This is a genomic window from Bradyrhizobium manausense (assembly GCF_001440035.1).
Lineage (GTDB): Bacteria > Pseudomonadota > Alphaproteobacteria > Rhizobiales > Xanthobacteraceae > Bradyrhizobium > Bradyrhizobium manausense.
Genome location: NZ_LJYG01000026.1, coordinates 198,644 through 225,250, shown reverse-complemented (window position 1 = coordinate 225,250; position 26,607 = coordinate 198,644). Strand labels below are relative to the sequence as shown.

Annotated in this window: 16 protein-coding genes and 1 pseudogene; 13 read left to right on the top strand and 4 right to left on the bottom strand. The window is 64.6% G+C overall.

The features are described 5' to 3' along the window. The first annotated feature begins 214 nt into the window (after positions 1 to 214). From AOQ71_RS05965 to AOQ71_RS05940, 6 genes are read left to right on the top strand one after another with little or no spacing between them, the layout of a single operon-like run. The gene (locus AOQ71_RS05965) at positions 215 to 3,064 is read left to right on the top strand and encodes a bifunctional transaldolase/phosoglucose isomerase (protein ID WP_057743044.1); all 2,850 of its coding nucleotides are present in this window, start codon (positions 215 to 217) and stop codon (positions 3,062 to 3,064) included. A gap of 13 nt (positions 3,065 to 3,077) precedes the next feature. Then, a complete protein-coding gene (gene gnd / locus AOQ71_RS05960) occupies positions 3,078 to 4,076 on the top strand; it encodes a phosphogluconate dehydrogenase (NAD(+)-dependent, decarboxylating) (protein ID WP_057743041.1) in 999 nt (332 codons plus the stop codon). Between the two features lie 29 nt (positions 4,077 to 4,105). Further along, a complete protein-coding gene (gene zwf / locus AOQ71_RS05955; protein ID WP_057743039.1) occupies positions 4,106 to 5,617 on the top strand; it encodes a glucose-6-phosphate dehydrogenase in 1,512 nt (503 codons plus the stop codon). After that, positions 5,617 to 6,366 (top strand): 6-phosphogluconolactonase, encoded by a 750-nt coding sequence (pgl, locus tag AOQ71_RS05950; RefSeq protein ID WP_057743036.1) that lies wholly within the window; start codon positions 5,617 to 5,619, stop codon positions 6,364 to 6,366. The genes zwf and pgl overlap by 1 nt, the downstream gene beginning before the upstream one ends. Beyond that, entirely contained in the window at positions 6,353 to 6,895 is a 543-nt protein-coding gene (locus AOQ71_RS05945; protein ID WP_083513972.1) for a gluconokinase, read from the top strand. Before pgl ends, AOQ71_RS05945 begins: the two co-directional genes overlap by 14 nt. Continuing rightward, positions 6,892 to 7,704, top strand: a complete 813-nt coding sequence (locus AOQ71_RS05940) for a Cof-type HAD-IIB family hydrolase (protein WP_057743031.1) — start codon at positions 6,892 to 6,894, stop codon at positions 7,702 to 7,704. Before AOQ71_RS05945 ends, AOQ71_RS05940 begins: the two co-directional genes overlap by 4 nt. 149 nt (positions 7,705 to 7,853) lie before the next feature. Here AOQ71_RS05940 and AOQ71_RS47250 read toward each other — a convergent pair. From AOQ71_RS47250 to malQ, 3 genes and pseudogenes are all read right to left on the bottom strand, one after another. Beyond that, positions 7,854 to 8,762 (bottom strand): annotated as a pseudogene (locus AOQ71_RS47250) (glycoside hydrolase family 15 protein); the annotation flags it as partial. Position 8,763: 1 nt separating this feature from the next. Beyond that, a partial coding sequence (locus AOQ71_RS47245) for a glycoside hydrolase family 15 protein (RefSeq protein WP_245316733.1) occupies positions 8,764 to 9,660 on the bottom strand: 897 nt, incomplete at its 3' end. Between the two features lie 27 nt (positions 9,661 to 9,687). Then, positions 9,688 to 11,649, bottom strand: a complete 1,962-nt coding sequence (gene malQ / locus AOQ71_RS05930) for a 4-alpha-glucanotransferase (protein WP_057743029.1) — start codon at positions 11,647 to 11,649, stop codon at positions 9,688 to 9,690. Positions 11,650 to 11,853: 204 nt separating this feature from the next. Between malQ and AOQ71_RS05925 the strand changes: the two genes are divergently transcribed. From AOQ71_RS05925 to treY, 6 genes are read left to right on the top strand one after another with little or no spacing between them, the layout of a single operon-like run. Next, the gene (locus tag AOQ71_RS05925) at positions 11,854 to 13,800 is read left to right on the top strand and encodes a maltotransferase domain-containing protein (RefSeq protein ID WP_057743026.1); all 1,947 of its coding nucleotides are present in this window, start codon (positions 11,854 to 11,856) and stop codon (positions 13,798 to 13,800) included. 10 nt (positions 13,801 to 13,810) lie between these two features. Continuing rightward, a complete protein-coding gene (gene treS / locus AOQ71_RS05920; protein WP_057743024.1) occupies positions 13,811 to 17,104 on the top strand; it encodes a maltose alpha-D-glucosyltransferase in 3,294 nt (1,097 codons plus the stop codon). Continuing rightward, positions 17,097 to 19,244 carry a 1,4-alpha-glucan branching protein GlgB gene (gene glgB, locus AOQ71_RS05915; RefSeq protein ID WP_057743022.1) on the top strand — a complete coding sequence of 716 codons (2,148 nt, stop codon included), beginning with the start codon at positions 17,097 to 17,099 and terminating at the stop codon, positions 19,242 to 19,244. Before treS ends, glgB begins: the two co-directional genes overlap by 8 nt. A gap of 3 nt (positions 19,245 to 19,247) precedes the next feature. Beyond that, a complete protein-coding gene (glgX, locus tag AOQ71_RS05910) occupies positions 19,248 to 21,326 on the top strand; it encodes a glycogen debranching protein GlgX (RefSeq protein ID WP_057743020.1) in 2,079 nt (692 codons plus the stop codon). Next, positions 21,323 to 23,077 (top strand): malto-oligosyltrehalose trehalohydrolase, encoded by a 1,755-nt coding sequence (treZ, locus tag AOQ71_RS05905; protein WP_057743017.1) that lies wholly within the window; start codon positions 21,323 to 21,325, stop codon positions 23,075 to 23,077. Before glgX ends, treZ begins: the two co-directional genes overlap by 4 nt. Before the next feature lies 1 nt (position 23,078). Beyond that, complete coding sequence (gene treY / locus AOQ71_RS05900) at positions 23,079 to 25,862, top strand: malto-oligosyltrehalose synthase (RefSeq protein WP_057743015.1); 2,784 nt, start codon at positions 23,079 to 23,081, stop codon at positions 25,860 to 25,862. Positions 25,863 to 25,865: 3 nt separating this feature from the next. Here the strand turns inward: treY and AOQ71_RS05895 are convergent, their stop codons facing one another. Beyond that, the gene (locus tag AOQ71_RS05895; RefSeq protein WP_057743012.1) at positions 25,866 to 26,183 is read right to left on the bottom strand and encodes a polyhydroxyalkanoic acid system family protein; all 318 of its coding nucleotides are present in this window, start codon (positions 26,181 to 26,183) and stop codon (positions 25,866 to 25,868) included. A gap of 185 nt (positions 26,184 to 26,368) precedes the next feature. Here AOQ71_RS05895 and AOQ71_RS42675 point away from each other — a divergent pair, with 185 nt between their 5' ends. Then, the gene (locus tag AOQ71_RS42675; RefSeq protein WP_083513970.1) at positions 26,369 to 26,533 is read left to right on the top strand and encodes a DUF3309 family protein; all 165 of its coding nucleotides are present in this window, start codon (positions 26,369 to 26,371) and stop codon (positions 26,531 to 26,533) included. The last annotated feature ends 74 nt before the right edge of the window (positions 26,534 to 26,607 follow it).

Here is a 26,607-nt window from a genome sequence, read left to right as displayed (position 1 = left end):
CACGCAGCAAGACGTTGGTCGAACCATCCCAGATTTATATTACGCATAAGCACGACTGCCGCCTGGATCGCCATGATCGCGACGGAGTTAGACCGAGAGAATGACGCCAATACCCTTGATTGGTTCCCTCCCGGGAGCATGTGGGCTAAAGGATAGCGCGTCAGGACCGGCGCGGAAACCCCCTCCGCCCGCAGGCTTGGAGATAATAAGCATCATGAATCCCGTCAAAGAACTGGAAAAGCACGGACAAGCCGTCTGGCTGGACTTCCTCGCCCGCGGCTTCATCGCCAAGGGCGACCTGAAGCGGCTGATCGACACCGATGGCGTCAAGGGCGTCACCTCCAATCCCTCGATTTTCGAGAAGGCGATCGGCAGCTCGGACGAATACGACGCCCCGATCGGCAAGGCGCTGAAGCGCGGCGACCGGACCGTGGCCGATCTGTTCGAGGCGGTCGCGGTCGAGGACATCCAGGCCGCCGCCGACGTGCTGCGCCCGGTCTATGACCGCCTCAAGGGCGGCGACGGCTATGTCAGCCTCGAGGTCTCGCCTTATCTCGCGATGGACACGTCAGGCACGATCGCCGAAGCACGCCGGCTCTGGAAGGACGTTGGTCGCAAGAACCTGATGGTGAAAGTGCCGGCCACGGCCGAGGGCCTGCCGGCGATCGAGACGCTGATCGGCGAGGGCATCAGCATCAACATCACGCTGCTGTTCTCCAAGGCGGTCTATCTCCAGGTCGCCGAGGCCTACCTCGCAGGCCTCGAGAAATATGTTGCCGGCGGCGGCGACCCCTCGCATGTCGCCAGCGTCGCCAGCTTCTTCGTCAGCCGTATCGATACCATGGTCGACAAGCAGCTCGACGAGAAGATCGCGCGGGCCAACGACCCTAGCGAGAAGGAGCGGCTCGCCGCGCTGAAGGGCAAGGTCGCGATCGCCAATGCCAAGGTCGCCTATCAGGATTACAAGCGACTGTTCTCGGGCCCGCGCTGGGAGAAGCTCGCCGCCAAGGGCGCCAAGCCGCAGCGCATGCTGTGGGCCTCGACCGGCACCAAGAACAAGGATTACAGCGACGTCCTCTACGTCGAGGAGCTGATCGGCCCCGACACCATCAACACCGTGCCGCCGGCAACGCTGGATGCATTCCGCGACCACGGCAAGCTGCGCGACAGCCTGGAGGAGAATGTCGAGGAGGCCTACCGCGTGCTGGAGGAGCTGGAACGCTCCGGCGTCTCGCTCGATGCCATCACCGAGGAGCTGGTCAAGGACGGCGTCAAGCAGTTTGCCGACGCCGCCGACAAGCTCTACGGCGCGGTCGCCCACAAGCGCGCCACCGTGCTCGGGCCGGCAATCGACCGCCAGCTTCTCTCGCTCGGCGACGGCCTCGGCAAGGCCGTGGCCAAGAGCACCGAGGAATGGCGCGCATCGGCAAAAATCCGCAGGCTGTGGCAGCGCGACAAGTCGGTCTGGACCGGGACGGACGAGGACAAATGGCTCGGCTGGCTCGACAGCGCCGCCAAGGCCGACGTCGCCGATTATGAGGACTATGCCAGCCGCGTGAAGGGCCAGAAATTCTCCGACGCCGTCGTGCTCGGCATGGGCGGATCGAGCCTCGGCCCCGAGGTACTGGCCGAGACCTTTGCCCGGAAGCCCGGCTTCCCGAAGCTGCACGTGCTCGATTCCACCGATCCGGCCGAGGTGCGGGCGATGGAGGCCAAGATCGACATCGCCAACACGGTGTTCATCGTCTCCAGCAAGTCCGGCGGCACCACCGAGCCGAACGCGATGAAGGACTATTTCCATGAGCGCGTCGCGCAGGCCCTCGGCCCCAAGGCCAAGACCGGCTTCCGCTTCATCGCAGTGACCGATCCCGGCTCCTCCCTGGAGAAGGCGGCCAAAAAGCTGAGCTATGCCCGCATCTTCCATGGCGAGCCCTCGATCGGCGGACGCTATTCGGTGCTGTCGCCGTTCGGCCTGGTGCCGGCGGCAACCGCCGGCATCGACGTCAGGACCTTCCTCAAGCATGCGCTTGCGATGGCCCGCTCCTGCGGCCCGGACGTGCCGCCAGCCGAGAACCCGGGCGTGCAGCTCGGTCTCGCCATGGGCCTTGCCGGCCTCGAAGGCCGCGACAAGGTGACGATATTCTCGTCGAAGAAGATTGCCGATTTCGGAGCCTGGGCCGAGCAGCTGATCGCGGAATCGACCGGCAAAGAGGGCAAGGGCCTGATCCCGATCGCCGGCGAGCCGATCCGCGAATCCGCGGTCTACGGCAATGACCGCTTCTTCATCGACATCCGCACCGAAGGCGAAACCGATGCCGCCCATGACTCGGCGCTCGCCGGAATCGAGGCGGCCGGTCATCCCGTCGTGCGCATCGTGATGAAGTCGATCGACCATCTCGGCCAGGAATTCTTCCGCTTCGAGATGGCAACGGCGGTGGCAGGCAGCATCCTCGGCATCAATCCGTTCGACCAGCCGGACGTGGAAGCGGCCAAGATCAAGACCCGCGAGCTGACGTCGGCCTTTGAGAAGACCGGCGCGCTGCCGGCCGAACAGCCTGTCGTCAGCACCAAACAGTTCGATCTCTACACCGACGACCACAACGCCGCTGCGCTCCGCACGATGGGCGCCAATGGCGACCTCACCTCCTGGCTCAGGGCCCATATCACCCGCTCGCGGCGCGGCGATTACTTTGCCCTGCTCGGCTACATCACGCGCGACAAGGCCAACATCGAGGCGCTGCAGCAGATGCGCACCGCCGTGCTCGAGAAGCGGCACCTGGCAACCGCCGCCGAATTCGGGCCGCGCTTCCTGCACTCCACGGGGCAGGCCTATAAGGGCGGACCGGACAGCGGCGTGTTCCTCCAGATCACCGCCGACGACGCCAAGGACCTCGCTGTGCCGGGCCAGAAGGCCAGCTTCGGCGTGATCAAGGCGGCGCAGGCGCGTGGCGATTTCGACGTGCTGACCGAGCGCGGCCGGCGCGCGCTCCGGGTGCACCTGAAGGGACCGCTCAAGAAAGGTCTCGCGGCGCTCAATGCCGCGCTCAACGACGCGCTGAATTAAGGGAATTTCTCACATGCAACTCGGCATGATCGGCCTCGGCCGGATGGGCGGCAACATCGTTCGCCGGCTGATGCGTCACGGCCATTCGACCGTGGTCTATGACAAGGACGCCAAGGCCGTCGCCAGCCTTGCCGCCGACGGCGCCGTGGGATCGGCGACGCTTGAAGAGTTCATCTCGAAACTGGAGCGGCCGCGCACGGCCTGGGTGATGCTGCCGGCGGGCCGCATCACCGAACAGACCATCGAGACGATCGCCGGCGTGATGCAGGACGGCGACGTCATCATCGACGGCGGCAACACCTTCTGGCAGGACGACGTCCGCCGCGGCAAGGCGCTGAAGGCGCGCGGCATCCACTATGTCGACGTCGGCACGTCGGGCGGCGTCTGGGGCCTCGACCGCGGCTATTGCATGATGATCGGCGGCGAGAAGCAGGTGGTGGACCGGCTCGATCCGATCTTCGCAGCGCTCGCGCCCGGTGTCGGCGACATTCCGCGCACGCCGGGGCGCGAGGGCCGTGATCCCCGCATCGAGCAGGGCTACATCCATGCCGGCCCTGTCGGCGCCGGCCATTTCGTCAAGATGATCCACAACGGCATCGAATATGGCCTGATGCAGGCCTATGCCGAAGGGTTCGACATCCTCAAGAACGCCAATATCGACGCGCTGCCGGCCGATCATCGCTATGATTTCGACCTCGCCGACATCGCCGAGGTCTGGCGCCGCGGCAGCGTGATCCCGTCCTGGCTGCTCGACCTCACCTCGACGGCGCTCGCCGACAGCCCGCAGCTCGCAGAATATTCCGGCTTCGTGGAGGATTCCGGCGAAGGACGCTGGACCGTGAATGCGGCGATCGACGAGGCCGTGCCGGCCGAAGTGCTGACGGCTGCGCTCTACACACGCTTCCGTTCCCGCAAGGACCACACCTTCGCCGAAAAAATTCTTTCCGCGATGCGCGCGGGTTTCGGCGGCCATAAGGAGCCGAAGCAACCGGCCGCTTCGAAGCCCGAATAAGAACTCCATCAAGCGAAGGCCAATCGTTCGTGACCAAAGACCCGCAACCAAAGCGCAAGCCGGAAAACTGCGCCTTCGTCATTTTCGGTGTCACCGGCGACCTCACCCATCGCCTGGTGATGCCGTCGCTCTACAACCTCGCGGCCGAGCACCTGCTGCCGGAAAAGTTCTGCGTCGTCGGCGTGGCCCGCAGGGCCCAGTCGGACGACGAGCTGCGCGACGGCCTGATGAAGGGCCTCAAGCAATTCGCAACGCGGCCCGTGGACGACGACATCGCGACGAGGCTCTTGGAATGCGTGACCTTCGTCGAGGCCGACCCGAAGGACCCGCCCTCCTTCGACCGCCTGCGCGAGCATCTGGATACGCTGGAATGCGCGCAGGATACCGGCGGCAACCGCCTGTTCTATCTCGCGACCCCGCCGGCCGCCTTCGCGCCGACGGCGCGCGAGCTCGGCCGCACCGGCATGATGAAGGAGAATGGCGCCTGGCGCCGCCTCGTGATCGAGAAGCCTTTTGGGACCGACCTCGCCTCGGCCAAGGCGCTGAATGCCGAGCTCCTGAAGATCATGGACGAGCACCAGATCTACCGGATCGATCATTATCTCGGCAAGGAGACGGTGCAGAACATCCTGGTGCTGCGCTTTGCCAACGGCATGTTCGAGCCGATCTGGAATCGCAACCACATCGATCACATCCAGATCACCGTCGAGGAGAAGCTCGGCGTCGGTCATCGCGGCGGCTTCTATGATGCCACCGGCGCGCTGCGCGACATGGTGCCGAACCATCTGTTCCAGCTGATGTCGCTGGTCGCGATGGAGCCGCCGGCGCGCTTCGACGCGCATTCCGTGCGCTCCGAGAAGGCCGAGGTGCTCACGTCGATCCAGCAGCCAAGCCGGGAAGAGGCGTTGAGGAATTCGGTGCGCGCGCAATATCTCGCCGGCCGAATCGGCGACGAGGACATCCCGGATTATCGCAAGACCGAGGGCGTCAAGCCCGACAGCACCACCGAGACCTTTGTCGCCCTGAAGCTGATGATCGACAATTGGCGCTGGGCCGGCGTTCCGTTCTACTTGCGCACCGGCAAGGCACTGGGCCACAAGCGCACCGAGGTGGCGATCAAGTTCAAGCAGGCGCCGCTGTCGATGTTTTCAGGCACGACGGTCGACCGACTCTCGCAGAACTTCCTCACCATCGGCATTGCGCCGACCGAAACCATCGAGCTTCAATTCAATGCCAAGATTCCGGGGCCGAGCATCACCATCGACGGTGTCGAGATGAAGTTCAGATACGGCGACTATTTCCGCGCCGATCCCTCCACCGGCTATGAGACGCTGATCTACGACTGCATGATCGGTGACAACATCCTGTTCCAGCGCGCCGACGGCATCGAGGCCGGCTGGGCGGCGGTGCAGCCGTTCCTCGACGCCTGGAAAACCGAGGGCAGCAATGGCATCGAGACCTATGAAGCCGGCAGCGACGGCCCCGCCTGCGCTGATGAACTGCTGCGCCGCGACGGCCGCAGCTGGCGGAAGTTTTCGTGATGGCCGCGGCCGCAGAGCCGAAGCTGATCGTCGTCGCGGACGCCGAAGCCCTCGCACAAGCCGCCGCCGAGCGCGTGATGGCGCGGATAGCAGCCAATCCCGGCCGTATCGCGATCTGCCTGACCGGCGGATCGAGCCCGAAGAAGCTGTATCAGCTGCTCGGCAGCGACGGCTATCGCAGCAGGATTCCGTGGGACCGCGTGCACTGGTTCGTCGGCGATGAGCGCTTTGTCCCCGAGAGCGATCCGCTCAACAACATGGCCGTCGCGCGCGCCATTTTTCTCGATCGCGACGCGCCGTCGGGCCATATCCATCCGATCCCCACGCTGGTTGAAAATCCCAATGAGAGCGCCGCGGCATACGCACACGAATTGCAGGCCTTCTACGGATCTGAACGCCTCGATCCGGCACGACCGCTGTTCGATCTCGTCCTGATGGGCGCAGGACCCGATGGGCATACCGCCTCGCTGTTTCCCGGCTATCCCGAGATCGAGGAAACCGCGCGCTGGGTGGTCGGCGTGCCCAAGGCCAATGTCGCGCCGTTCGTGCCGCGGGTCTCGCTGACGCTTCCCGCGCTGGCCTCGTGCCGCGAGATGCTGTTCGAGATTGCAGGGCATGACAAGCAGCCGATCTTGACGCGCCTTCTCAATGGCGAGAATCTGCCGGCGTTACGCGCGCGCTCGCATGGTGAGACCGTCTGGATGGTCGATCGGGCCGCGCTTCCGGAGGGGATTCGTGGGCCGCGTTAAAGCACCTTGTGCGTTGATTGTCATGGGCGTGTCGGGATCGGGCAAGAGCACGATCGCGGCTGCACTCGGCGAGCGCCTCGGCTGGCGCTTCGAGGACGGCGACAGCTTCCACCCCAAGAGCAATGTCGAGAAGATGCGGGCCGGCCATCCCCTCACCGATGAGGACCGCTGGCCCTGGCTCAACGCCATCGCCGACGAGATCGCGCGCGCCTGCGGCAAGGGCGAGCACGTCATCATCGCGTGCTCGGCGCTCAAGCACAGCTATCGCGAGGTGCTGCTGCGCGGACGTGACGACGTGCGCTTCGTGTTCCTGAAAGGCACGCAGGAGCTGATCGCCGACCGGCTGGCGCACCGCAAGGGCCATTTCATGCCGCCCGGGCTGCTCACCAGCCAGTTCACCGCGCTGGAGCCGCCGGATGCGAGCGAGCACGTCATCACGGCCTCAATCGACGAATCCGTCGAGGCGATCGTCGACGGCATCGTGCGGCAGCTGAAAATCGACGGCGGGAAAAGCAGGGCTGAGCCATGACGAAGATTTCACTGGTCGTCTCCGATGTCGACGGCACGCTTTTGACCAAGGACAAGACGCTGACGGACCGCGCGAGGAGCGCGGTGCAGCGGCTGCACCAGGCCGGCATCGGCTTCACCATCACCTCCAGCCGTCCCGCGATCGGCATGCGCTTCCTGATCGAGCCGCTGGCGCTGTGGCTGCCGGTCGGCCCGTTCAACGGCTCCTCGATCATCGATCCCGAGATGAGGCCGGTCGAGCAGCATCTGATCCCGAAAAGCGCCGCCGAAAGGTCGCTTCAGATCCTGCGCGAGTTCGGCGCCGACATCTGGCTGTTCACCACCGACCAATGGCTGATCGGTAACCCCAGCGGTAAATACGTCGCGCATGAGCAGCACACGATCCGCTCCGATCCCACCATCGTCACGGACTTTGCGCCGTATCTCGCCGGTGCCTGCAAGATCGTCGGCGCCAGCGCCGATGCAGCGGGCCTCGAGGCTTGCGAGAAGGCGATGCAACAGGCGCTCGGCAGCGAGGCGACCGCGGTGCGCTCGCAGACCTATTATCTCGACATCACCCCGCCCGGCTTCGACAAGGGCACCTTCGTGCAGGCCATGGCCAAGCGCCTCGGCGTTTCCCTGGATGCGGTCGCCACCATCGGCGACATGCAGAACGACCTCGCCATGTTCCGCGTCAGCGGCACCTCGATCGCCATGGGCAACGCCACCGACAATGTCAAGGACCAGGCCACCAACGTCACCGCGAGCAACGAGCAGGATGGTTTTGCCGAGGCGATGGAGATGATCTTGAAGCGGAATGGGGTGGGCTAGGCATCCCGCGAGGGCGGGTTGAAGCGGCCCCGGCCGCTCATCCTTCGAGGCTCGCCAAGCACCGCTTCGCTTCGCGTCGCATGGCTCGCACCTCAGGATGACGGGTCTGACATGGCATCCTTGCGCGCAATCGAAGTTGATCTTTCGAGCTATTTCGACCGCTGCATCGCCGGCTTGTCGCTGGCGTGCCTTGCCGCCGAGAGATTGTGTGCGGTGTTGATCAGCGCAATATGTGTCAGCGCCTGCGGGAAGTTGCCGGTCTGGCGGCGTGCCACGGAATCATATTCTTCGGCGAGCAGCCCGACGTCATTCGCAAGACCTGCGATGCGATCGAACAGCGCCTGCGCCCGATCGAGGTCGCCCGCGAGCACGTGGGCGTCAGCCAGCCACAAGGTGCAGGCCAGGAAAGCGCCCTCGATCGGCTGTGTCTCCTCGGAGACCTCGCGCGGATCGTGCCGCAGCACGAAGCCGTCGCGCATCATGTGCTTCTCGATGGCCGCGACGGTGCCGCGGATGCGCGGGTCATCGGCCGGCAGGAAGCCGACACCCGGCAGCAGCAGCAGGCTGGCATCGAGCCGTTTTGAGCCGTAGGACTCGACGAAAGCGTTCTCTTCGGTATCAAAGCCCCTGTGGCAGACGTCGCGGTGGATGGCCTCGCGCAAGGTGCGCCAATGCAGCAGCGGCGCCTTGAAGCCAAAAGTCTCGGCGCTCTTGATGGCCCGGTCGAAGGCAACCCAGGTCATCACCTTGGAGAAGACGTAGTGCTTCGGCCGACCGCGCCGCTCCCAGATGCCGTGGTCGGGATGATCCCAGACTTCAGCGAGATGATTCAGCACGGCGCATTCGAGCGCCCAGGTCGCCTCATCGTCGAGCTTCAGCTTGGCCATGCGCGACTGATGGAAGGCATCGATCAATTCGCCGTAAACGTCGAGCTGGAGCTGGGCATGCGCGGCATTGCCGACCCGCACCGGCTTGGCGCCTTCATAGCCGTCGAGCCAGGCCGCCTCCCATTCCAGGAGCCGCCGCTGGCCCCAGATGCCGTACATGATCTGCATATTNGGCGGGCGAGCCGGCGGCCGCACGCAGCAGCCAATTGTGCCAGGCCAGGGCTTCCTCGGTGTAGCCGGAGTTCATCAGCGCCAGCAGCGTGAAGGTGGCATCCCGCAGCCAGCAGAAGCGGTAGTCCCAGTTCCTGCCACCGCCGAGCTTTTCCGGCAGCGAGGTGGTCGGCGCCGCGACGATGCCCCCCGTCGGGCCAAATGTCAGCGCCTTCAGCGTGATCAGCGAGCGCATGACGAGATTGCGATACTCGCCATCATGGGTGGAGCGGCTTGACCACTCCTTCCAGAACTTTTCGGTCTCATGGAGCGCGATCTCCGGGTCGATTGCCGCAGGCGGATCGAGATGCGAGGGGCCGTAGGTCAGCACGAACGGCACGGTCTCGCCGGCCTTGACGTCGAAATCGGACACCGTGGTGAGATCCTCGCCGCGGATTTCGACCGGCGTGCGCAACACGGTCATGTCCTGGCCGGCGACCGCCAGCAGGGACCGATCTTCGCAGCGGCGCACCCAGGGAATATCGACGCCGAAGCCGAAGCGGATGATGAGCTCCATCCGCATCTTCACCGTGCCCTTGACGCCGCGCACCAGCCGCACGATGTCGGAAGCCTTGCCGCGCGGCGGCATGAAATCGATCAGCACGGCGGTGCCGCTCTTCGTTTCAAAGCGCGTTTCAAGGATGAGAGTGTCGCCGAGATAGCGGCGCGAGATGCTTGTAACGTCCTCGCTCGGAGCGATCAGCCAGCGGCCGTTCTTGCGCGTGCCGAGGATGGCGGCAAAGCAGGCGTCGGAATCGAAGGCCGGCCAGCACAGCCAGTCGATCGAGCCGTTGCGCCCGACCAGCGCCGCGGTCTCGCAGTCGCCGATCAGCGCATAGTCCTCGATCCTCTGCGACAATGTTTTGCGAGCCTAAAACCCTCGATATCAACGCCCACCGACGAGCGAACGTTCCCGCGTCGCGGCCTTCAGGGCCGCGAGATCGATCTTGGCGGCGATCTGATCGAGCGCGACCGGGAGCCGCTGCCGCCAGTTCGGGTGCTCATCGATGGTGCCGGGAATGTTGGGTTGGTCGATCACGCCGAGCAGGTCCTCCAGCGACACGGCGAGCAGCCGCGACGGCGTGCGCGACAGGAAGCCGAGCACAGAGTAGAGATCGTTGGCCTTGATCCCGTTCTGGCGCAGGATCTCGTCGAGCGCACCGAGCGCGTCCCAGCGCGCCTGCTCGTTCTCGCCGGGATCGAGCCCCAGCGAGCGCTTCATCTTGAGATCGCTGAACGAGCGCCAGCCCGCATAGGTGCAGAGATCATGGGTATTCAGCGTGACCAGCGCGTTCGGCCGGTAATGGTCGACATTGCGGAAATGGCCGGCGTCGTCGCGCTCGAACATCATGACGAGGTAGGACCAGATGCCGAAATCCTGCATGGTCTCGCGGAATCCTTCGGGCACGGTGCCGAGGTCCTCGCCGATCACGATGCATTTATGGGTCACGCTCTCGCACACGACCGCCGCCAGCAGCGCCTCGAGCGGCATCTGCACATAGGCGCCGTTGTCGGGCTTGAAGCCGCGCGGCACCAGGTACAGCCGCTTCAAGCCGAGCACGTGATCGAGCCTGATGGCACCGGCATGCCGCATCGAGGCGGCCAGCATGTTCGCAAAGGGCACGAAGGATTGCGCCTCCAGGCCGCCGGCGTTGAAGCCGGCAAGGCCCCAATCCTGGCCGACGGTATTGAGAACATCAGGCGGGGCGCCGACCGCGAGATGGCGGGAGATGGACGTCTGCTCGTTCCAGGCATCGAAGCCGTTGGACTGCACGCCCACGGCAACGTCGAGATAGAGCCCGACGCGCATGCCGAGCTCTGCGGAGAGCTCCTTCGCAGCGCGCAACTGGCTGTCCGCCGTCCATTGCACAAATTCGACGAACTCGATCTTGTGCTTGTCGGGTCCGTTGCGCAATTCAGCGCATTTGGCATCGTCCGGCTGCTGCCATTCCACCGGCCATTCCCACCACGGCACATTGAAACGATGCCGAAGTACCTCGAAGCAGGCAAAGCGCGACAACAGCGGCCCGCGGTCCGCTCGAAAAGCATCGAACTGGTTGCGCCGGACACCGGTCGCTGACTTCACGAAGCTGTCAAAGGCGGCGCGCAGGCCCAGCCATTTCAGCGCCGCCATATCGGCGTAAGGGACACGATCGCCTTCGCGCAGCCGCGCCGCGGTCCTGGCAGCGTCCGGGATGAGGTCGGCCGAATATTCGGGGATGGCCTCCACGTCGATATAAAGCGGATTGAGAAACAGCCGGCTGTTCGGCGAATAGGGGCTGCAATCGGCCGGATGATCGTCAAACAGGACATGGAGCGGATTGAGCCCGACGCCGTCGGCGCCGAGTTGCTTGGCGAGCCTGACAAGGCCGGCGAGGTCGGTGAAATCGCCGATGCCCCAATTGCGATCCGAGCGGACGCTGTAGAGCTGCACGGCCAGCAGCCAGCCGCGGTCAAACTCACCGCCGAAGGCCCGTTCAGGCGCCACGATCATCGGCACCTCTTCGGTCGCGCCCGCAGCGTCGGTCAGCGTCAGCCGGTGATAGCCCAGCGGCAGGCCGGCGGGCCAGGCGATGACAGGCTCGTGCGTCTCGCCCTGCCCGATCATGTTGCCGTTGCCCGTGATCTTCCATTGCAGCGGCGCGGCGCCGACGGAAGCGAGCTCGGTGCGCGGATTGCCGAGCGCGCGCACCACGACCGGACCGCTGACGAAGCGATAGACCCGCTTTTCCGGCAGGGCATCGAGGATGGACTTGAGCGCCTCGGGCGCAGTGACCCGCAGCTTGCCGAGGGCATCGACGAATTCGGACTGAACGCCCTTGATCCGGGCTTGAGCTAAAAGATCCATTCGGCACGCAGCTTGCAGGCCATTGTTTGGCCGGGGGCATGGATTTTAACGAGGTCGCGGAAGAGGTTAGTCAGGGGTAACTCGCAAACTGGGCCTGCCGTTCCCAAGGGAACCAATGACACACAAGCGGCTTTCTATAGTGGTACCAAGCGTAGGTTCCCGACAAGGGAAACGGGCTCCTGCTTTCTTGTCAATGGCATCACCGTGAACAAGACAATTCAAACTGTCGAGAGTGCCGCCGCCGGCAGCGCTTTCCTCATCGAAGATATCTATCCGTTGATCGATGGCGGCCGCTTCGCCGTGAAGCGGATCGCGGGGGATCGGGTCGAGGTCTGGGCCGACATCTATCGCGACGGCGAGGCGACCATCAGAGCCGCGCTGATCTGGCGTGGCGAACAGGACCGGGAATGGCGGCGCGAGCCGATGACCCATCATGGCGACGACCGCTGGTGCGGCGCGTTCACGCCAACCGAAGCAGGCCAATATGTCTATGCCATCGAAGCCTGGACCGACGAATTCGCCACCTGGCGTCACGGGCTCGAACGCAAGCAGCTCTCGGGCGGCGACGTGACGCTCGATGCGATCGAGGGCGCCGGCCTTTTGACCAAGGCGCATGGCGCGCGGCAGGACGCTGCGGCCGTGATTTTCAGGCAATGCGAGGATTATCTCCAAAACGGCGACGTCGCTTCGCTGCTCGCAACTGATCTCGGCGAGGCCATGGCCGAAAGCCAGGCGCGGCCCGACCTGACCCGCTCGCCAAACTTCCCGCTGATTGTCGACCGCGACAAGGCGCGCTTCAGTGCCTGGTATCAGATGATGCCGCGCAGCCAGAGCACGGTGGCCGGCCGGCACGGCACGCTCCGCGACTGCATCGCCCGCGTACCCGACATCGCCGCGATGGGCTTTGACGTCCTGTACTTCACGCCGATCCACCCGATCGGGCGCACCAGCCGCAAGGGCCGCAACAATGCGCCGGTCGCAACCGAGGGCGAGCCCGGTTCGCCCTATGCGATCGGCTCGGCCGAGGGCGGGCACGATGCGCTGCATCCCGAGCTCGGCACCATCGAGGATTTCCGCGCGCTGGTCGCGACCTGCCTCGAATACGGTCTCGAGATCGCGCTCGATTTCGCCGTGCAATGCTCGCCGGATCACCCCTGGCTGAGGCAGCATCCGGAATGGTTCAAATGGCGGCCGGACCGCTCGGTGCGGACGGCGGACGGCCCCTATTCCGACATCGTCATCCCCGATTTCGCCTCGGTCGACCGGGTCGGGCTGTGGAATGCGTTTCGCAACGCCATGCTGTTCTGGATCGACCATGGCGTGACCATCTTCGCCATCGACAATCACGACACCGCGCCGCTGCCGTTCTGGGAGTGGCTGGTCCACGAGATCAGGCAGCGGCATCCCGAGGTGATCCTGTTCGCCAAGACGTTCGCGCGGCCGAAGCTGATGAAGGGTCTCGCCAAGCTCGGCTTCGCGCAGTCCTTCAGCTATTTCCCCTGGCGCACGGCGAAGTGGGAGCTGGAGCAATATCTCGGTGAGCTCTCGCGCTATCCCGAGCGGGATTTCTACCGGGCAAACCTGTTCGTCAACACGCCGGACCTGCTGCCCTATCACCTCCAGAGCGGCGAGGCCTGGATGTTCAAGTCCCGTGTCGCTTTGGCAGCAACGCTATCAGGCAATTACGGCCTCTATAGCGGGTTCGAGCTGCTCGAGCACGAGGCCGTGCCCGGCCACGAAGAATATCAGGATTCCGAGAAGTACCAGATCCGCCAGCGCGACTGGGACAAATCAGGCAACATCAAGCCCTGGATCACAGCGCTCAACCGCATCCGCAACGACAATCCGGCGCTGCAGCAGACCACCAATCTGCGCTTCCTCGGCATCGAGGACGGCGAGACCATCGCCTTCGTCAGGGCGGCCGCCGAACCCGCCAACACTGTTGTCGCGGCCATCGCCCTCTCGCGCCATGTGCGCGAGACCTGGTTGCCGCTCGGCGACCTCACCATCGACGTCGGCGGCGAACGCCGCCCCGTCACCGCTGTTGAAAATCTCATGACAGGCGAACAGTCCCGCATCGAATGGGGCGGGATCAAATTGCGTATCGATCCCGACCGCGATCCGGCCCTGCTCTTCCGCTGCCTGGCGTAAGGATCACGCCATGAATGTTCTGTCTTCCGTCGACACCAAGAAGGCCGAGGCTGCCGAGGTCGTGGATGAGCTCTGGTACAAGGACGCGATCATCTACCAGCTCCACGTCAAGGCCTTTGCCGACAGCAACAATGACGGCATCGGCGATTTCGCTGGCCTGACCGAGAAGCTGCCTTATCTGCAGGACCTCGGCGTCACCGCGTTGTGGCTGCTGCCGTTCTATCCCTCGCCCGGCCGCGACGACGGCTACGACATCGGCGATTACGGCACGGTCAATCCCGATTTCGGGACGATGAAGGACTTCAAGCGCTTCATCCAGGAAGCGCAGAAGCGCGGCCTGCGCGTCATCACCGAGCTCGTCGTCAACCACACCTCGGACCAGCACAAATGGTTCAAGCGCGCCCGCCGCAGCCCGGCCGGCTCCAGCGCCCGCAACTGGTATGTCTGGAGCGACACCGATCAGAAATACCAGGGCACGCGGATCATCTTCACCGATACCGAGAAGTCGAACTGGACCTGGGATCCCGAGGCCGGCGCGTTCTACTGGCATCGCTTCTTCTCGCACCAGCCCGACCTCAATTTCGACAATCCGCGCGTCGTCAGCGCCATCATCCAGGTGATGAAGCGCTGGCTCGACGCCGGTGTCGATGGCTTCCGGCTGGACGCGATTCCCTATCTGTGCGAGCGCGAGGGCACCTCGAACGAAAACCTCCCGGAGACGCATGCGATCATCAAGCGCCTGCGCCAGGAGCTGGACGCCTATTCCAAGGGAAAGCTGCTGCTGGCCGAAGCCAACCAATGGCCGGAGGACGTGCAGGAATATTTCGGCCGCGGCGACGAATGCCACATGGCCTACCACTTCCCGCTGATGCCGCGCATCTATATGGCGATCGCGCAGGAGGACCGCTTCCCGATCACCGATATCCTGCGCCAGACGCCTGATATCCCCGCAAGCTGCCAATGGGCGCTGTTTCTGCGCAATCATGACGAGCTGACGCTGGAGATGGTCACCGACGTCGAGCGCGACTATCTCTGGACCACATACGCCAACGATCCCCGCGCCCGCATCAATGTCGGCATCCGCAGGCGCCTTGCGCCGTTGATGGACAATGACCGGCGCAAGATCGAGCTGATGAACTCGCTGCTGCTGTCGTTCCCCGGCACGCCGATCATCTATTACGGCGACGAGATCGGCATGGGCGACAACATCTATCTCGGCGACCGCAACGGCGTGCGCACGCCGATGCAATGGAGCCCGGACCGCAACGGCGGCTTCTCGCGCTGCGACCCCGCCCGTCTCTACGCGCCGCTGATCATGGATCCGGTCTATGGCTATGAGTCGGTGAACGTGGAGGCGCAGTCGCGCAGCCTGTCGTCGCTGCTCAGCGCCACCAAGCGGCTGATCTCGGTGCGCAAGTCGACGCTGGCCTTCGGCCGGGGCACCATGACCTTCATCCGCCCGGCCAACCGCGCCGTGTTGGCCTATGTCCGGCAATATCGCGACGAGGTCATTCTCTGCGTCGCCAATCTGTCGCGCGCGGCGCAGGCGACCGAGCTCGATCTGTCGCCGTGGAAGGACCGCATCCCGCAGGAGATGCTGGGCCGCACCCGCTTTCCGGCGATCGGCGAATTGCCCTACATGATCACGCTCGGGCCCTACGGCTTCTACTGGTTCCAGCTCCAGGAGCGCGACAAGTCCGAGCCGGTGGTGCCGCGCGCGGTGCCGGAGTTCGAGACGCTGGTGGTTCCGGTCAACTCGAACTGGGTGTCGCTCGCCCGCGAGCGCGGCGTGTTCGAGCGCGACGTGCTGCCGGGATTTCTGGCAAGGACGCGGTGGTATCCCGAGCATAATCCCAAGCACATCAAGGCGACGCTGACGTCAGCAGTGCCGTTCAGCGACATCGGCGACAACAGGCCCTGGATCGCGTTCTTCGACACCGCAGGGAATGATGTCACGACGCGCTACGTGCTGCCGATGCAGATCGAGTGGGTGCGCTTCGACCGCGAGCGCTTCAACCCGAAGGCGCTCGCCGCCGTGCGCCAGGGCGCGCGCGAAGGCACCCTGCTCGACGTCGCCACCGACCAGATCTTCATCGGTCTTTTCCTGCGCGGCTTGTCTCAGAACCTGGTGGTGGACGAAAACAATCTGCGGCTCGAGTTCAAGGCGACGAGCCGTTTCGCCGACTACACCGTCAAGGAGCCCGAGCGCATCCGCGCGATCGAGCAATCCAACAGCACCGCGCTGGTCGACAATCAATATGTGGCCAAGATCTATCGCCGGCTTGAAAGCGGTCCCAATCCCGAGATCGAAATCGGCAATTATCTCACCGAGGTCGCACGCTTTGCCAATACACCGGCGCTGCTCGGCAGCGTCGAGCTGGCCGAGGGCGACAGCCGCAGCGCCATCGGCGTGCTGCATGCCTATGTCGAGAACCAGGGTGACGGTTGGGCGGTCACGGCGGGCTATCTCGACCGCTATGTCGACGAGCAGCGGGTGCTGCCGCCGGACGAGGAGTACCGGACGACCCAGGAGCAGACGATCTATCTGCACTTCGTCGCGCAGATTGGCCGCCGGCTTGCCGAGCTGCACATGGCGCTCGCCGCCGCAAAATCCGCCGACCTTGCCCCTGAACCAACCGGCAAGGCCGACGTCAAGCGCTGGACGAACGACCTCATGGGCCGAGCCGAGCGGGTCTTCGACCGGCTGGCCGATGCCCGGGACGGCCTGCGCGAAGGCGACCGGCCCCTGATCGACCAGATTGTCGCGGCGCGCGCGAGCTTGCCGCGCCACATCAACGCACTCTTGCCATCCGAGATCGGCGGGTTGAACATCCGTCATCACGGCGATTTCCGCCTCGGACAAACCCTGATCGTGAAGGACGACATCTTCATCATCGATTTCGACGGCGATCCGCACCTCGCACTGGCCGACAAGCGGCGCAAGCTGCCTGCCGCGCGCGATGTCGCGGGCCTGGTGCGCTCGATTGATCTTTCGGTTAACGCAGCGCTTGGCCGCGCGGGCTCGGGCGGCGGCGACGAACAAGGCCGGATCACGGCCGCGCTCGACGAATGGCGCGAGCGCGCCACCGCAACCTTCCTGTCCGCCTATCATGAGGCCATGACCCACCGGCGGCTCTGGCCGGAAGACGCGCACGGCGCGGAAAGCATGTTAAGGTTTTTCCTGCTTGACCTAGCGTTCGACGAGGTAGAGTACGAGCTGTCCCACCGGCCCGACGGGCTCCATGCGCCGCTGACCGGCCTGCTTCGCATTCTGTCCAGTGCCGGGAGCGAAGCCCATGCCTAAACTGCCAGCCGAAGCCTACGCCATCATCGAGGGTCGCCACTCCGATCCCTTCCACTATCTCGGGATGCATCCCGAGGGTGGCAGGAGCGTGGTGCGCGCCTTCCTGCCCGAGGCCTCCAATGTCGAGGCAATCGGCGAGCATGGCGAAGTCGCGCCGCTCGACCGTGTCCACGATTCCGGCCTGTTCATCGGCGCCCTGCCCAACGGCTCCAAGCACTACCAGCTTCGCGCCAAATTCGGCGACAACGTCGTCGAGTTCGAGGACGCCTATCGTTTTCCGCCCATTCTGACCGATTTCGATCTCTATCTGCTCGGCGAAGGCACGCATCAGCGCCTCTACGACAAGCTCGGCGCCCATCCGATGCGGCTGGAGGGCATCGACGGCGTCGGCTTCGTGGTGCTGGCCCCGAATGCGCGGCGCGTGTCCGTGGTCGGCGATTTCAATTTCTGGGATGGGCGGCGTCATCCCATGCGGGTGCGCGGCGCCGGCTATTGGGAATTGTTCATTCCGCACGCCAAGAGCGGCGATCACTACAAGTTCGAGATCATCGGGCCGCACGGCCATCTGCTGCCGCTGAAATCCGACCCGCTGGCGTTCGCCAGCGAGGTGCGGCCGAAGACCGCCTCGATCGTGTTCGACGAGGCGCATCTGCCGCGTCCGCGGCCGGCGCCCGACGGCATCAACGCACTGTCGGCGCCGATGTCGATCTACGAGGTTCATCTCGGCTCGTGGCGGCGCAAGAACGGCAATGAATGGCTGACCTATCGCGAGCTCGCCGAGCAACTGCCCGCCTACGCCCGCGACATGGGCTTCACCCACCTCGAATTCCTGCCCGTGAGCGAGCACCCGTTCGACGGCTCCTGGGGCTATCAGCCGACCGGCCTCTATGCGCCGACCAGCCGTTTCGGATCGCCGGAGGACTTTGCGGCGCTGATCGATGCCTGCCATCGTGAAGGCATCGGCGTGCTGCTCGACTGGGTGCCCGGCCATTTCCCTGACGATCCGCACGGGCTCGGCAGCTTCGACGGCACGGCGCTGTACGAGCACGCCAACCCGCTGCAGGGCCGCCACCTCGACTGGGGCACGCTGATCTACAATTACGGCCGCACCGAAGTGACGAACTTCCTGGTGTCGAACGCGCTGTTCTGGCTCGAGCGCTACGCCATCGACGGCCTGCGCGTCGATGCGGTGGCATCCATGCTCTATCTCGACTACAGCCGCCCGCCGGGCGCCTGGATTCCCAACCAGTATGGCGGCCGCGAGAATATCGAGGCGATCAACTTCCTGCGCCGCTTCAACACCGAGCTGTTCGCGCGCTTTCCGCAGGCGACAACGGCAGCGGAGGAATCCACCGCGTGGCCGCAGGTCTCGCGCCCGGTCGAATTCGGCGGGCTCGGCTTCGGCTACAAGTGGAACATGGGCTGGATGCATGATACGCTGAACTACATCAGCAAGGATCCGATCCACCGCAAATATCACCACGGCGAGATCCTGTTCGGCCTGCACTACGCCTTCTCTGAGAACTTCATCCTGCCGCTGTCTCATGACGAGGTCGTGCACGGCAAGCGCTCGATCTTCGGCCGCATGCCCGGCGACGAATGGCAGCGCTTTGCCAATTTGCGCGCTTACTACAGCTTCATGTTCGGCCATCCCGGCAAGAAGCTGCTGTTCATGGGCGGCGAGATCGCGCAGAGCCGCGAATGGAATCACGACCAGTCGCTCGACTGGCACCTGCTCGAATACAAATATCATCAGGGCATCCAGGCGCTGGTTCGCGACCTCAACCGCCTCTATCGCGCAGTGCCGGCGCTGCACCAGATGGACTGCGACCAGGCCGGCTTCGAATGGCTGATCACTGACGATGCCAACCGCAACGTGTTCGCCTGGCTGCGCAAGGGCTTTGACGAGCACGCGCGGTGTCTCGTGGTCGTCAACTTCTCCCCCAATGTCTATCGCAACTACCGCGTCCCCGTGCCCTTTGCGGGCAAGTGGAAAGAGGTTTTCAACTCGGATTCCGCCCATTATGGCGGCACCAATGTCGGGAACATCGGCGAGGTGCAAACCGTTGCCGGCAAGGCGCCCGAGCTCCGCCTCACCGTTCCGCCGCTCGCCGCGATCTTCCTCGTTCCGGAAAGCTGACCGATGCGCCTGACTGCTGGATCGCCCGCGCGCCTCGGTGCAAGCTGGGACGGACGCGGCACCAATTTCGCACTGTTCTCAGCCCACGCCGAGAAGGTCGAGCTGTGCCTGTTCGACAGCCAGGGTCGGCGCGAGCTCGAGCGCATCGAGCTGCCGGAGCGTACCGAAGATGTCTGGCACGGCTATCTCAACGACGTCTCGCCGGGCCAGCTCTACGGCTATCGCGTGCATGGCCCCTACGAGCCAGAGCACGGCCACCGCTTCAACGCCAACAAGCTGCTGCTCGACCCCTACGCCAAGCGGCTCGCCGGGCGGCTGGTCTGGAGTGACGCGCACTTCGCCTATCGCACCGGCTCGGCGCGCGAGGATCTGTCGTTCGACCGGCGCGACAATGCACGCGGCATGCCCAAGGCGGTCGTGGTCGACGAGACTTTCAACTGGGGCCGCCGCGAGATCAGGCCGAACATCGCCTGGGAAGACACCATCATCTACGAGGCCCACGTCAAGGGCCTGACCCAGAAGCGCGACGACGTGCCGCCGAATCTGCGGGGCACCTATGGCGGATTGTCGTCGCCGGCAATGATCGAACATCTGAAGAGGCTCGGCGTCACCACGATCGAGCTGTTGCCGGTTCACAGCTTCGTCGACGACCGCGTGCTGGTGGAGAAGAAGCTCACCAACTACTGGGGTTACAACACGCTGTCCTTCTTCGCGCCGGAGCAGCGCTACGCCCAGGACAATGCGCTGGATTCCTTCCGCACCGCGGTGGCGCGCCTGCACGATGCGGGCATCGAGGTGATGCTCGATGTCGTCTACAATCACACCGCCGAAGGCAATCACCTCGGCCCGACGCTGTGCTACCGCGGCATCGACAATGCCTCCTATTACTGGCTGAACCGCGAGAACCCGCGCTATTATGACGACTTCACCGGCTGCGGCTCCTCGGTGAACCTGACCCATCCGCGCGTGCTGCAGATGGTGATGGATAGCTTGCGCTACTGGGTCGAGGTCTGCCATGTCGACGGCTTCCGCTTCGACCTCGCCACCACGCTGGCGCGCGGCCCGAACGGTTTTGACCGCGGCAGCTCGTTCCTCACCGCTGTCAGGCAGGATCCGGTGCTCGCCACCGTCAAGCTCGTCGCCGAACCCTGGGATCTCGGCCTCGGAGGCTACCAGGTCGGCGCCTTCCCCTCGCAATGGTCGGAATGGAATGACCGCTATCGCAGCGCCATGCGCCGCTACTGGAGCGGCGAAGGCAGCCTGATCGGCGACATCTCCAGCCGCATGACGGCCTCGTCCGACCTGTTCAATCACGACGGGCGCCGGCCGCGCGCAAGCATCAACCACATCACCGTTCATGACGGTTTCACGCTGGCGGATCTCTTCAGCTACAACGAAAAGCACAACGAGGCCAATGGCGAGGACAATCGCGACGGCTCAAACGACAACCACAGCAACAATTGCGGTGTCGAGGGCCCGACCGATGATCCCAAGATCCTTGGCCTGCGCCGGCAGCTTCGCAAGAACGTGCTGGCCTGTCTGATGCTGGCGCAGGGCGTTCCGCTGATCCTTGCCGGCGATGAGGTCGGTAACACGCAATTCGGCAACAACAACGCCTATTGCCAGGACAACGAGGTCGGCTGGGTCTCTTGGGACAATCTCGGCAAGGACGGCGATGACATGATCGATTTTGTCGCTGATCTCGCAGACATCCGCCGAAAATTCTCGCAGCTGCGCAGCCATCGCTGGCTCGACGGCCGGCCCAAGGACGGCATCTCCTACGGCGCACTGTGGCTGACGCCCGAAGGCAATGAGATGACCGAGAGCGACTGGACATTCCCGGACGGCCGGTTCCTCTCTTATGTGATGGGACCGATGGAACCGGGCAGCGCGGCGCTCTTTATCGTTCTGAACGCCGCCCCGGAAGAGATTGCATTCAAATTGCCCAAAATGCCCGAATACAAGAGCTGGCAGCAGATCCTGAACACGACGGATGCCAAGCTGAACAGCGTTGATTTACTGTCCGGAAGCGACAGCAAGGCGCCGCCACGTTCCGTGCTCGCCTTCGCGGGGGCGCTATGAGGCCATCCTTCGGAGCGAAGCCGACCAAGGACGGCGTGTCGTTCCGGCTGTGGGCGCCCGCCGCGCGCCGCGTCGATCTCCTGCTCGAAACGCGACATGCGATGCAGCGCCGGCAGGATGGCTGGTATGTCGCCGAGATCGCCGGCCTCGCTCCTGGCAGCCAATACAAGTTCAGGATCGACGACGAGATCGACGTGCCGGATCCCGCCTCCGCGTTTCAGCCCGAGGATGTGTTCGGCCCGAGCGAGGTGATCGATCACGACGCCTTCGCATGGCGCGCCAAGGATTGGCGCGGTCGCCCCTGGGAAGAGACGGTGCTGATCGAGACCCATGTCGGCACCTTCACGCGCGATGGCACCTACCGTGCCATGATCGACAAGCTCGATCATCTGGTCGCATCCGGTATCACCGCGCTGGAGCTGATGCCGCTGGCCGATTTCGCCGGCCGGCGCGGCTGGGGCTATGACGGCGTGCTGTGGTACGCGCCCGACAGCGCCTATGGCCGTCCGGAGGACTTGAAGACGCTGATCGACGAGGCGCACCTGCGCGGGCTGATGGTCTTCCTCGACGTCGTCTACAATCACTTCGGCCCGGAAGGAAACTACCTCGGCCGCTACGCGCCATCTTTCTTCACCGACGCGCACACGCCCTGGGGCAGCACGATCGATTATCGCATGCCGCAGGTGCGCGCCTTCGCGGTCGAGAATGCGCTGTCCTGGCTGGCTGACTACCGGTTCGACGGTCTCAGACTGGATGCCGCCAACCACATCATGGCGATCCCGGGCGAGCAGTCGATGCTGCACGACCTCAGCGTCGCCGTCGGCGAGCTCGCGAAGGCCACCGGACGGCACATTCATCTGGTGCTGGAGAATGGCGACAACCGCGCCAGCCTGCTCGATGCCGCGCAGGAGCCGCCGAGCGGCAAATATCGCGCGCAGTGGAACGACGACTATCACCACGTCTGGCACGTGATGCTGACCGGCGAGCTCAACGGCTATTATGCCGACTACCAGACCCCGCGCATCGACCTCGCGCGTGCGCTCGCCTCAGGCTTCGTCTACCAGGGCGAGATCTCGGAGTTCTGGGGCAAGAAGCCGCGCGGCGAGCCGAGCGGTGAGCTGCCGCCGGTGACCTTCGTCAACTTCCTGCAAAACCACGACCAGATCGGCAACCGCCCGCTCGGCGACCGGCTGGAGAGCCTGGCCTCGCCCGAGCAGATCGAGGCCGCGCTCGCGGTGACGCTGCTCGCGCCGATGGTACCGATGCTGTTCCAGGGCGAGGAATGGGGCTCGAAGATGCCCTTCCCGTTTTTTTGCGATTTCCAGGGTGGCCTCGCCGATGCCGTGCGCAAAGGGCGCAGGCAGGAATACGCCTGGGCCTACGCGAAATATGGCGACGAGGTGCCGGACCCGCTTGATCCTGCCACGCCGCAATCGGCCGTGCTGGACTGGACCGGCCGCACGCCCGAACAGGACGCTCGGCTGGCGCTGGTGCGCGACTTGCTCGAGCTTCGCCGCAGGGAGATCATGCCGCGGCTGAAAGACGCGCGCTTCGGCGATGCCGAGGCGAAAGACAACGGCCTGCTCACCGCGCATTGGCGCATGGGCGACGGCACGACGCTGCGGCTCACCGCCAATCTTTCCGACAACGACATCGCGTATGCCAACGACAACGCGGGCACGCCGATCTGGGGCGGCGCTGCCGGCGACCGACTCCCGCCCTGGTCGGTGGTCTGGCATCTCGGAGGTTGAAATGCCTTCCGCGATCCCTCTTGCGACCTACCGGCTCCAGCTCACTGCGGATTTCGACTTCGACAAGGCCGCCGCGGTCGTGCCTTATCTGAAGGCACTGGGGATCACCCATCTCTACGCCTCGCCTGTGATGAAAGCGCGCAAGGGCTCGACCCATGGCTATGACACTGTCGATCACAGCCAGTTCAATCCCGAACTCGGCGGCGAGGCCGGCTTTGCCCGGCTGAGCGAGGCGCTCGCACAGAACGACCTCGGCCTGATCGTCGACTTCGTGCCCAATCATGTCGGCGTGCATTTCGCCGACAATCCCTGGTGGCTCGACGTGCTGGAATGGGGCCAGGCCTCGCCGCACGCCGTTTCCTTCGACATCGACTGGGACCAGCTCCCCTATCGTGCCCGCGGCGGCGTGCTGCTGCCGATCCTCGGCGCGTCCTATGGCGAGGCGCTGGAGCGCGGCGAGATTGAGCTGCGCTACGATCCCGAGGAGGGCAGCTTTTCTGCCTGGTATTTCGAGCACCGCCTGCCGATCGCGCCGGAGCGCTATGGCGAGATATTGCGGATGATCGTGAAGGAGGCGGATGCTGCCGATACCGTTGCCGGCAAACGCCTGCTCTCGCTCGCCGCGCGCTATACCGGCCTGCGCAGGCCGAACCGCAAGGAGGCCCCCGCCTTCAAGGCAGAGCTGAAGGAGATCGCAGGCGGCGCCGACATCGTCATGCACGGCCTCCTCGCCTATCGCGCAGCCAAAGATCGCCCGGCGCAGACGCTGGCGCTGCATCACCTGCTGGAGCGGCAGAACTACAAGCTCGGCCATTGGCGGCTTGCCTCCAGCGACATCAACTATCGCCGTTTCTTCGACGTCAACGGGCTCGCCGGCCTGCGCGTCGAGGACGCGAGCACGTTCGCCGCCACGCACCGGCTGGTGAAGCAGCTCGTCGCCGACGGAAAACTGCAAGGCATCCGCCTCGATCACATCGACGGCCTGCGCGACCCTGCGCAATATTGCCAGCGGCTGCGCCGGCTGGTGCGCGACGCGCAAGGCAATGCCAAACCATTCTACACGGTGATTGAGAAGATCCTGTGCGAGCACGAGAAGCTGCCGCACTTCGCCGGCGTCCAGGGCACCACGGGCTATGAGTGGATGAACGCGATCACCCAGGTGCTGGTCGATGCCAAAGGGCTGGAGGCGCTGGACGAGACCTGGCGCCAGATCAGCAACCGGCCGCCGCGGCTCGCGCCCTATGTCAAGGACGCGAAGCGACGCGTGCTGGAAACGCTGCTGACCAGCGAGTTCACCGTGCTGACCCGCCTGCTCGCACGCATCGCCAACGGGCACTATTCGACCCGCGATTTCTCCGCCGACAGCCTGCGGCAGGCGCTCGAGCTCTACGTGCTGCACTTCCCGGTCTATCGCACTTACTTGACGCATAGCGGCCCGACCGCGCTCGACCGCAAGCTGATCGACGACACCATCGCGCGCGCCCGCACAGAGTGGTTCGCCGCGGATGAAGGCATTTTCGACTTCCTGCGCGATGCGCTGACCATGGACCTGCTCAAGCCCGGCCGGCCGCCGCACAGCGCGCCGCGGGTGCGCCGCTTTGCACTGAAGGTGCAGCAGTTCACGGGACCGATGATGGCGAAATCACTGGAGGACACCGCGTTCTACCAGTTCCACCGGCTGCTGGCGCTGAATGAAGTCGGCGGCGATCCCGCCAGCAAGGGCCTCACCATACCGGCCTTCCACGAGGCGATGCGCGCCCGCGCCAGGGAATGGCCGCAGGGGATGACGGCGACCGCAACCCACGACACCAAGCGCGGCGAGGATGCGCGAGCGCGGATCACGGCGCTGAGCGAGATATCAGGCGAATGGACCAGCACTGTTTCGCGCTGGAAGGTGCTGAACGCGCCGCACCTCGCGCTGTCAGGCAATCTGCGCGCGCCGTCGGCAACGTTCGAATACATGCTCTACCAGACCCTGCTCGGCGCCTGGCCCCTTCAAGGGCCGGATGCCAGTTTCGTCGAGCGCATCCAGGCCTATGCGCTCAAGGCCGCCCGCGAGGGCAAGGAGGAGACGAGCTGGCTCAATCCGCATGAAGCGTATGAAAACGGCGTCAACAGCTTCATCGAGAAGATTCTCGACCCCAGCCTATCAGGCGAATTCCTGGATGCGCTTGCCACTCTGGCCCGCCGTATCGCGCTGCTTGGTGCGCTGAATTCGCTGAGCCAGCTCACGCTGAAGGCGACGCTGCCGGGGGTGCCTGATTTCTACCAGGGAACCGAATATTGGGACCTGTCGCTGGTCGATCCGGATAATCGCCGCCCGGTGGATTTTTCTGCACGGCAAGCGGCGCTGGCTTCGCTGGAAACACCTGATTGGGGCGGGCTGATCAGGACCTGGCCGGACGGACGGCTCAAGCTGGCCTGGACGCGGCACCTTCTCAGGCTCCGGACTGAGCTCGCCGACGTTTTTGCGCAAGGCGGTTATCAGCCGCTGGATGTTCGCGGCGCGCACGCCGATCATGTGATCTCTTTTGTCCGCCACCATGGCCGCGCTGCAGCGATCGTCGTGGTGGCGCGCCAGTTCGCGCCCTTCACGCAAGCGGGACGCGAGTGGCCGGCGCTCGAAGGTTTTGACGCAACCGTCGACATCAGCGGCTACACCGCGCCGGGCCTTGCGGGCAACGAATTGCCGCTCGCGCAGGCGTTCCGTGATTTTCCCGCTGCGGTCATCAAGGCGCGCGCAGCCAGTGCGGTCAGGCCCCGGCGACAGCGCGTGGGCGCCTGACGCTCACTTTCCCTCATCCTTGGTCAGCAGCAATTGCCCGCGCTTCTTGATGGTCGCCTGCGCCATCTCGGCGAAGCGCTGCAGCAGCCACGGCAGCACCACCTCGACCTTGACATGGTCCTCACTAACGTCGACCTGCCCGCTCGCGACCTGGCCCAGTGCGCGAATGCGGAAATTCATGGTGTCGCCGCTCCAGCGCTCCTCCTCGACCTGCATCACGGGAATGCTGGCGGCGGCGCGGCCGAGCCCGGTCTTGAGCCGGCGCACCGCCTCCTCGCGACCGAGGCGATGCGGAATGGAGACGACGAGCGGTGCTGACATGGCCCTGCCCCGTGGTGACTGGATCCTCACATAGTCATGCCTGATAGAGGCGTAAAGGTTCCATGCAGGTCGGAACTGTCGTCCCGTTTCAAACCCGGAACTTTAAAACCCCGGGCAAGTTGCCCTCCGCACACAACGGGACAGGTTGCAACAACCCTTTCGATAAAGGGCTGGAGGAGATTCGCATGTCTATCGGTACGATCATTCTGATCATCCTGGTTATCGCGCTGCTGGGCGGCTTCAGCGGCATCGGCGGCGGTCCGTTCTACGGCACCGGCTATTACGGGGGCGGTGGGCTTGGGCTCGTCATCATCATTCTGCTGGTCCTGCTGCTGATGGGCCGGATCTAGGACGAGATCTCGTAGGGTGGGCAAAGGCGCGACGCGCCGTGCCCACCTAATCTTCGCTACAACGAAAAGATGGT

Coding starts and splice junctions, on each gene's coding strand:
- AOQ71_RS05965 (WP_057743044.1), top strand. CDS start 215: ATGAATCCCGTCAAAGAACTGGAAAAGCACGGACAAGCCGTCTGGCTG.
- gnd (WP_057743041.1), top strand. CDS start 3,078: ATGCAACTCGGCATGATCGGCCTCGGCCGGATGGGCGGCAACATCGTT.
- pgl (WP_057743036.1), top strand. CDS start 5,617: ATGGCCGCGGCCGCAGAGCCGAAGCTGATCGTCGTCGCGGACGCCGAA.
- AOQ71_RS05940 (WP_057743031.1), top strand. CDS start 6,892: ATGACGAAGATTTCACTGGTCGTCTCCGATGTCGACGGCACGCTTTTG.
- malQ (WP_057743029.1), bottom strand. CDS start 11,649: ATGGATCTTTTAGCTCAAGCCCGGATCAAGGGCGTTCAGTCCGAATTC.
- treS (WP_057743024.1), top strand. CDS start 13,811: ATGAATGTTCTGTCTTCCGTCGACACCAAGAAGGCCGAGGCTGCCGAG.
- glgB (WP_057743022.1), top strand. CDS start 17,097: ATGCCTAAACTGCCAGCCGAAGCCTACGCCATCATCGAGGGTCGCCAC.
- glgX (WP_057743020.1), top strand. CDS start 19,248: ATGCGCCTGACTGCTGGATCGCCCGCGCGCCTCGGTGCAAGCTGGGAC.
- treZ (WP_057743017.1), top strand. CDS start 21,323: ATGAGGCCATCCTTCGGAGCGAAGCCGACCAAGGACGGCGTGTCGTTC.
- treY (WP_057743015.1), top strand. CDS start 23,079: ATGCCTTCCGCGATCCCTCTTGCGACCTACCGGCTCCAGCTCACTGCG.
- AOQ71_RS05895 (WP_057743012.1), bottom strand. CDS start 26,183: ATGTCAGCACCGCTCGTCGTCTCCATTCCGCATCGCCTCGGTCGCGAG.
- AOQ71_RS42675 (WP_083513970.1), top strand. CDS start 26,369: ATGTCTATCGGTACGATCATTCTGATCATCCTGGTTATCGCGCTGCTG.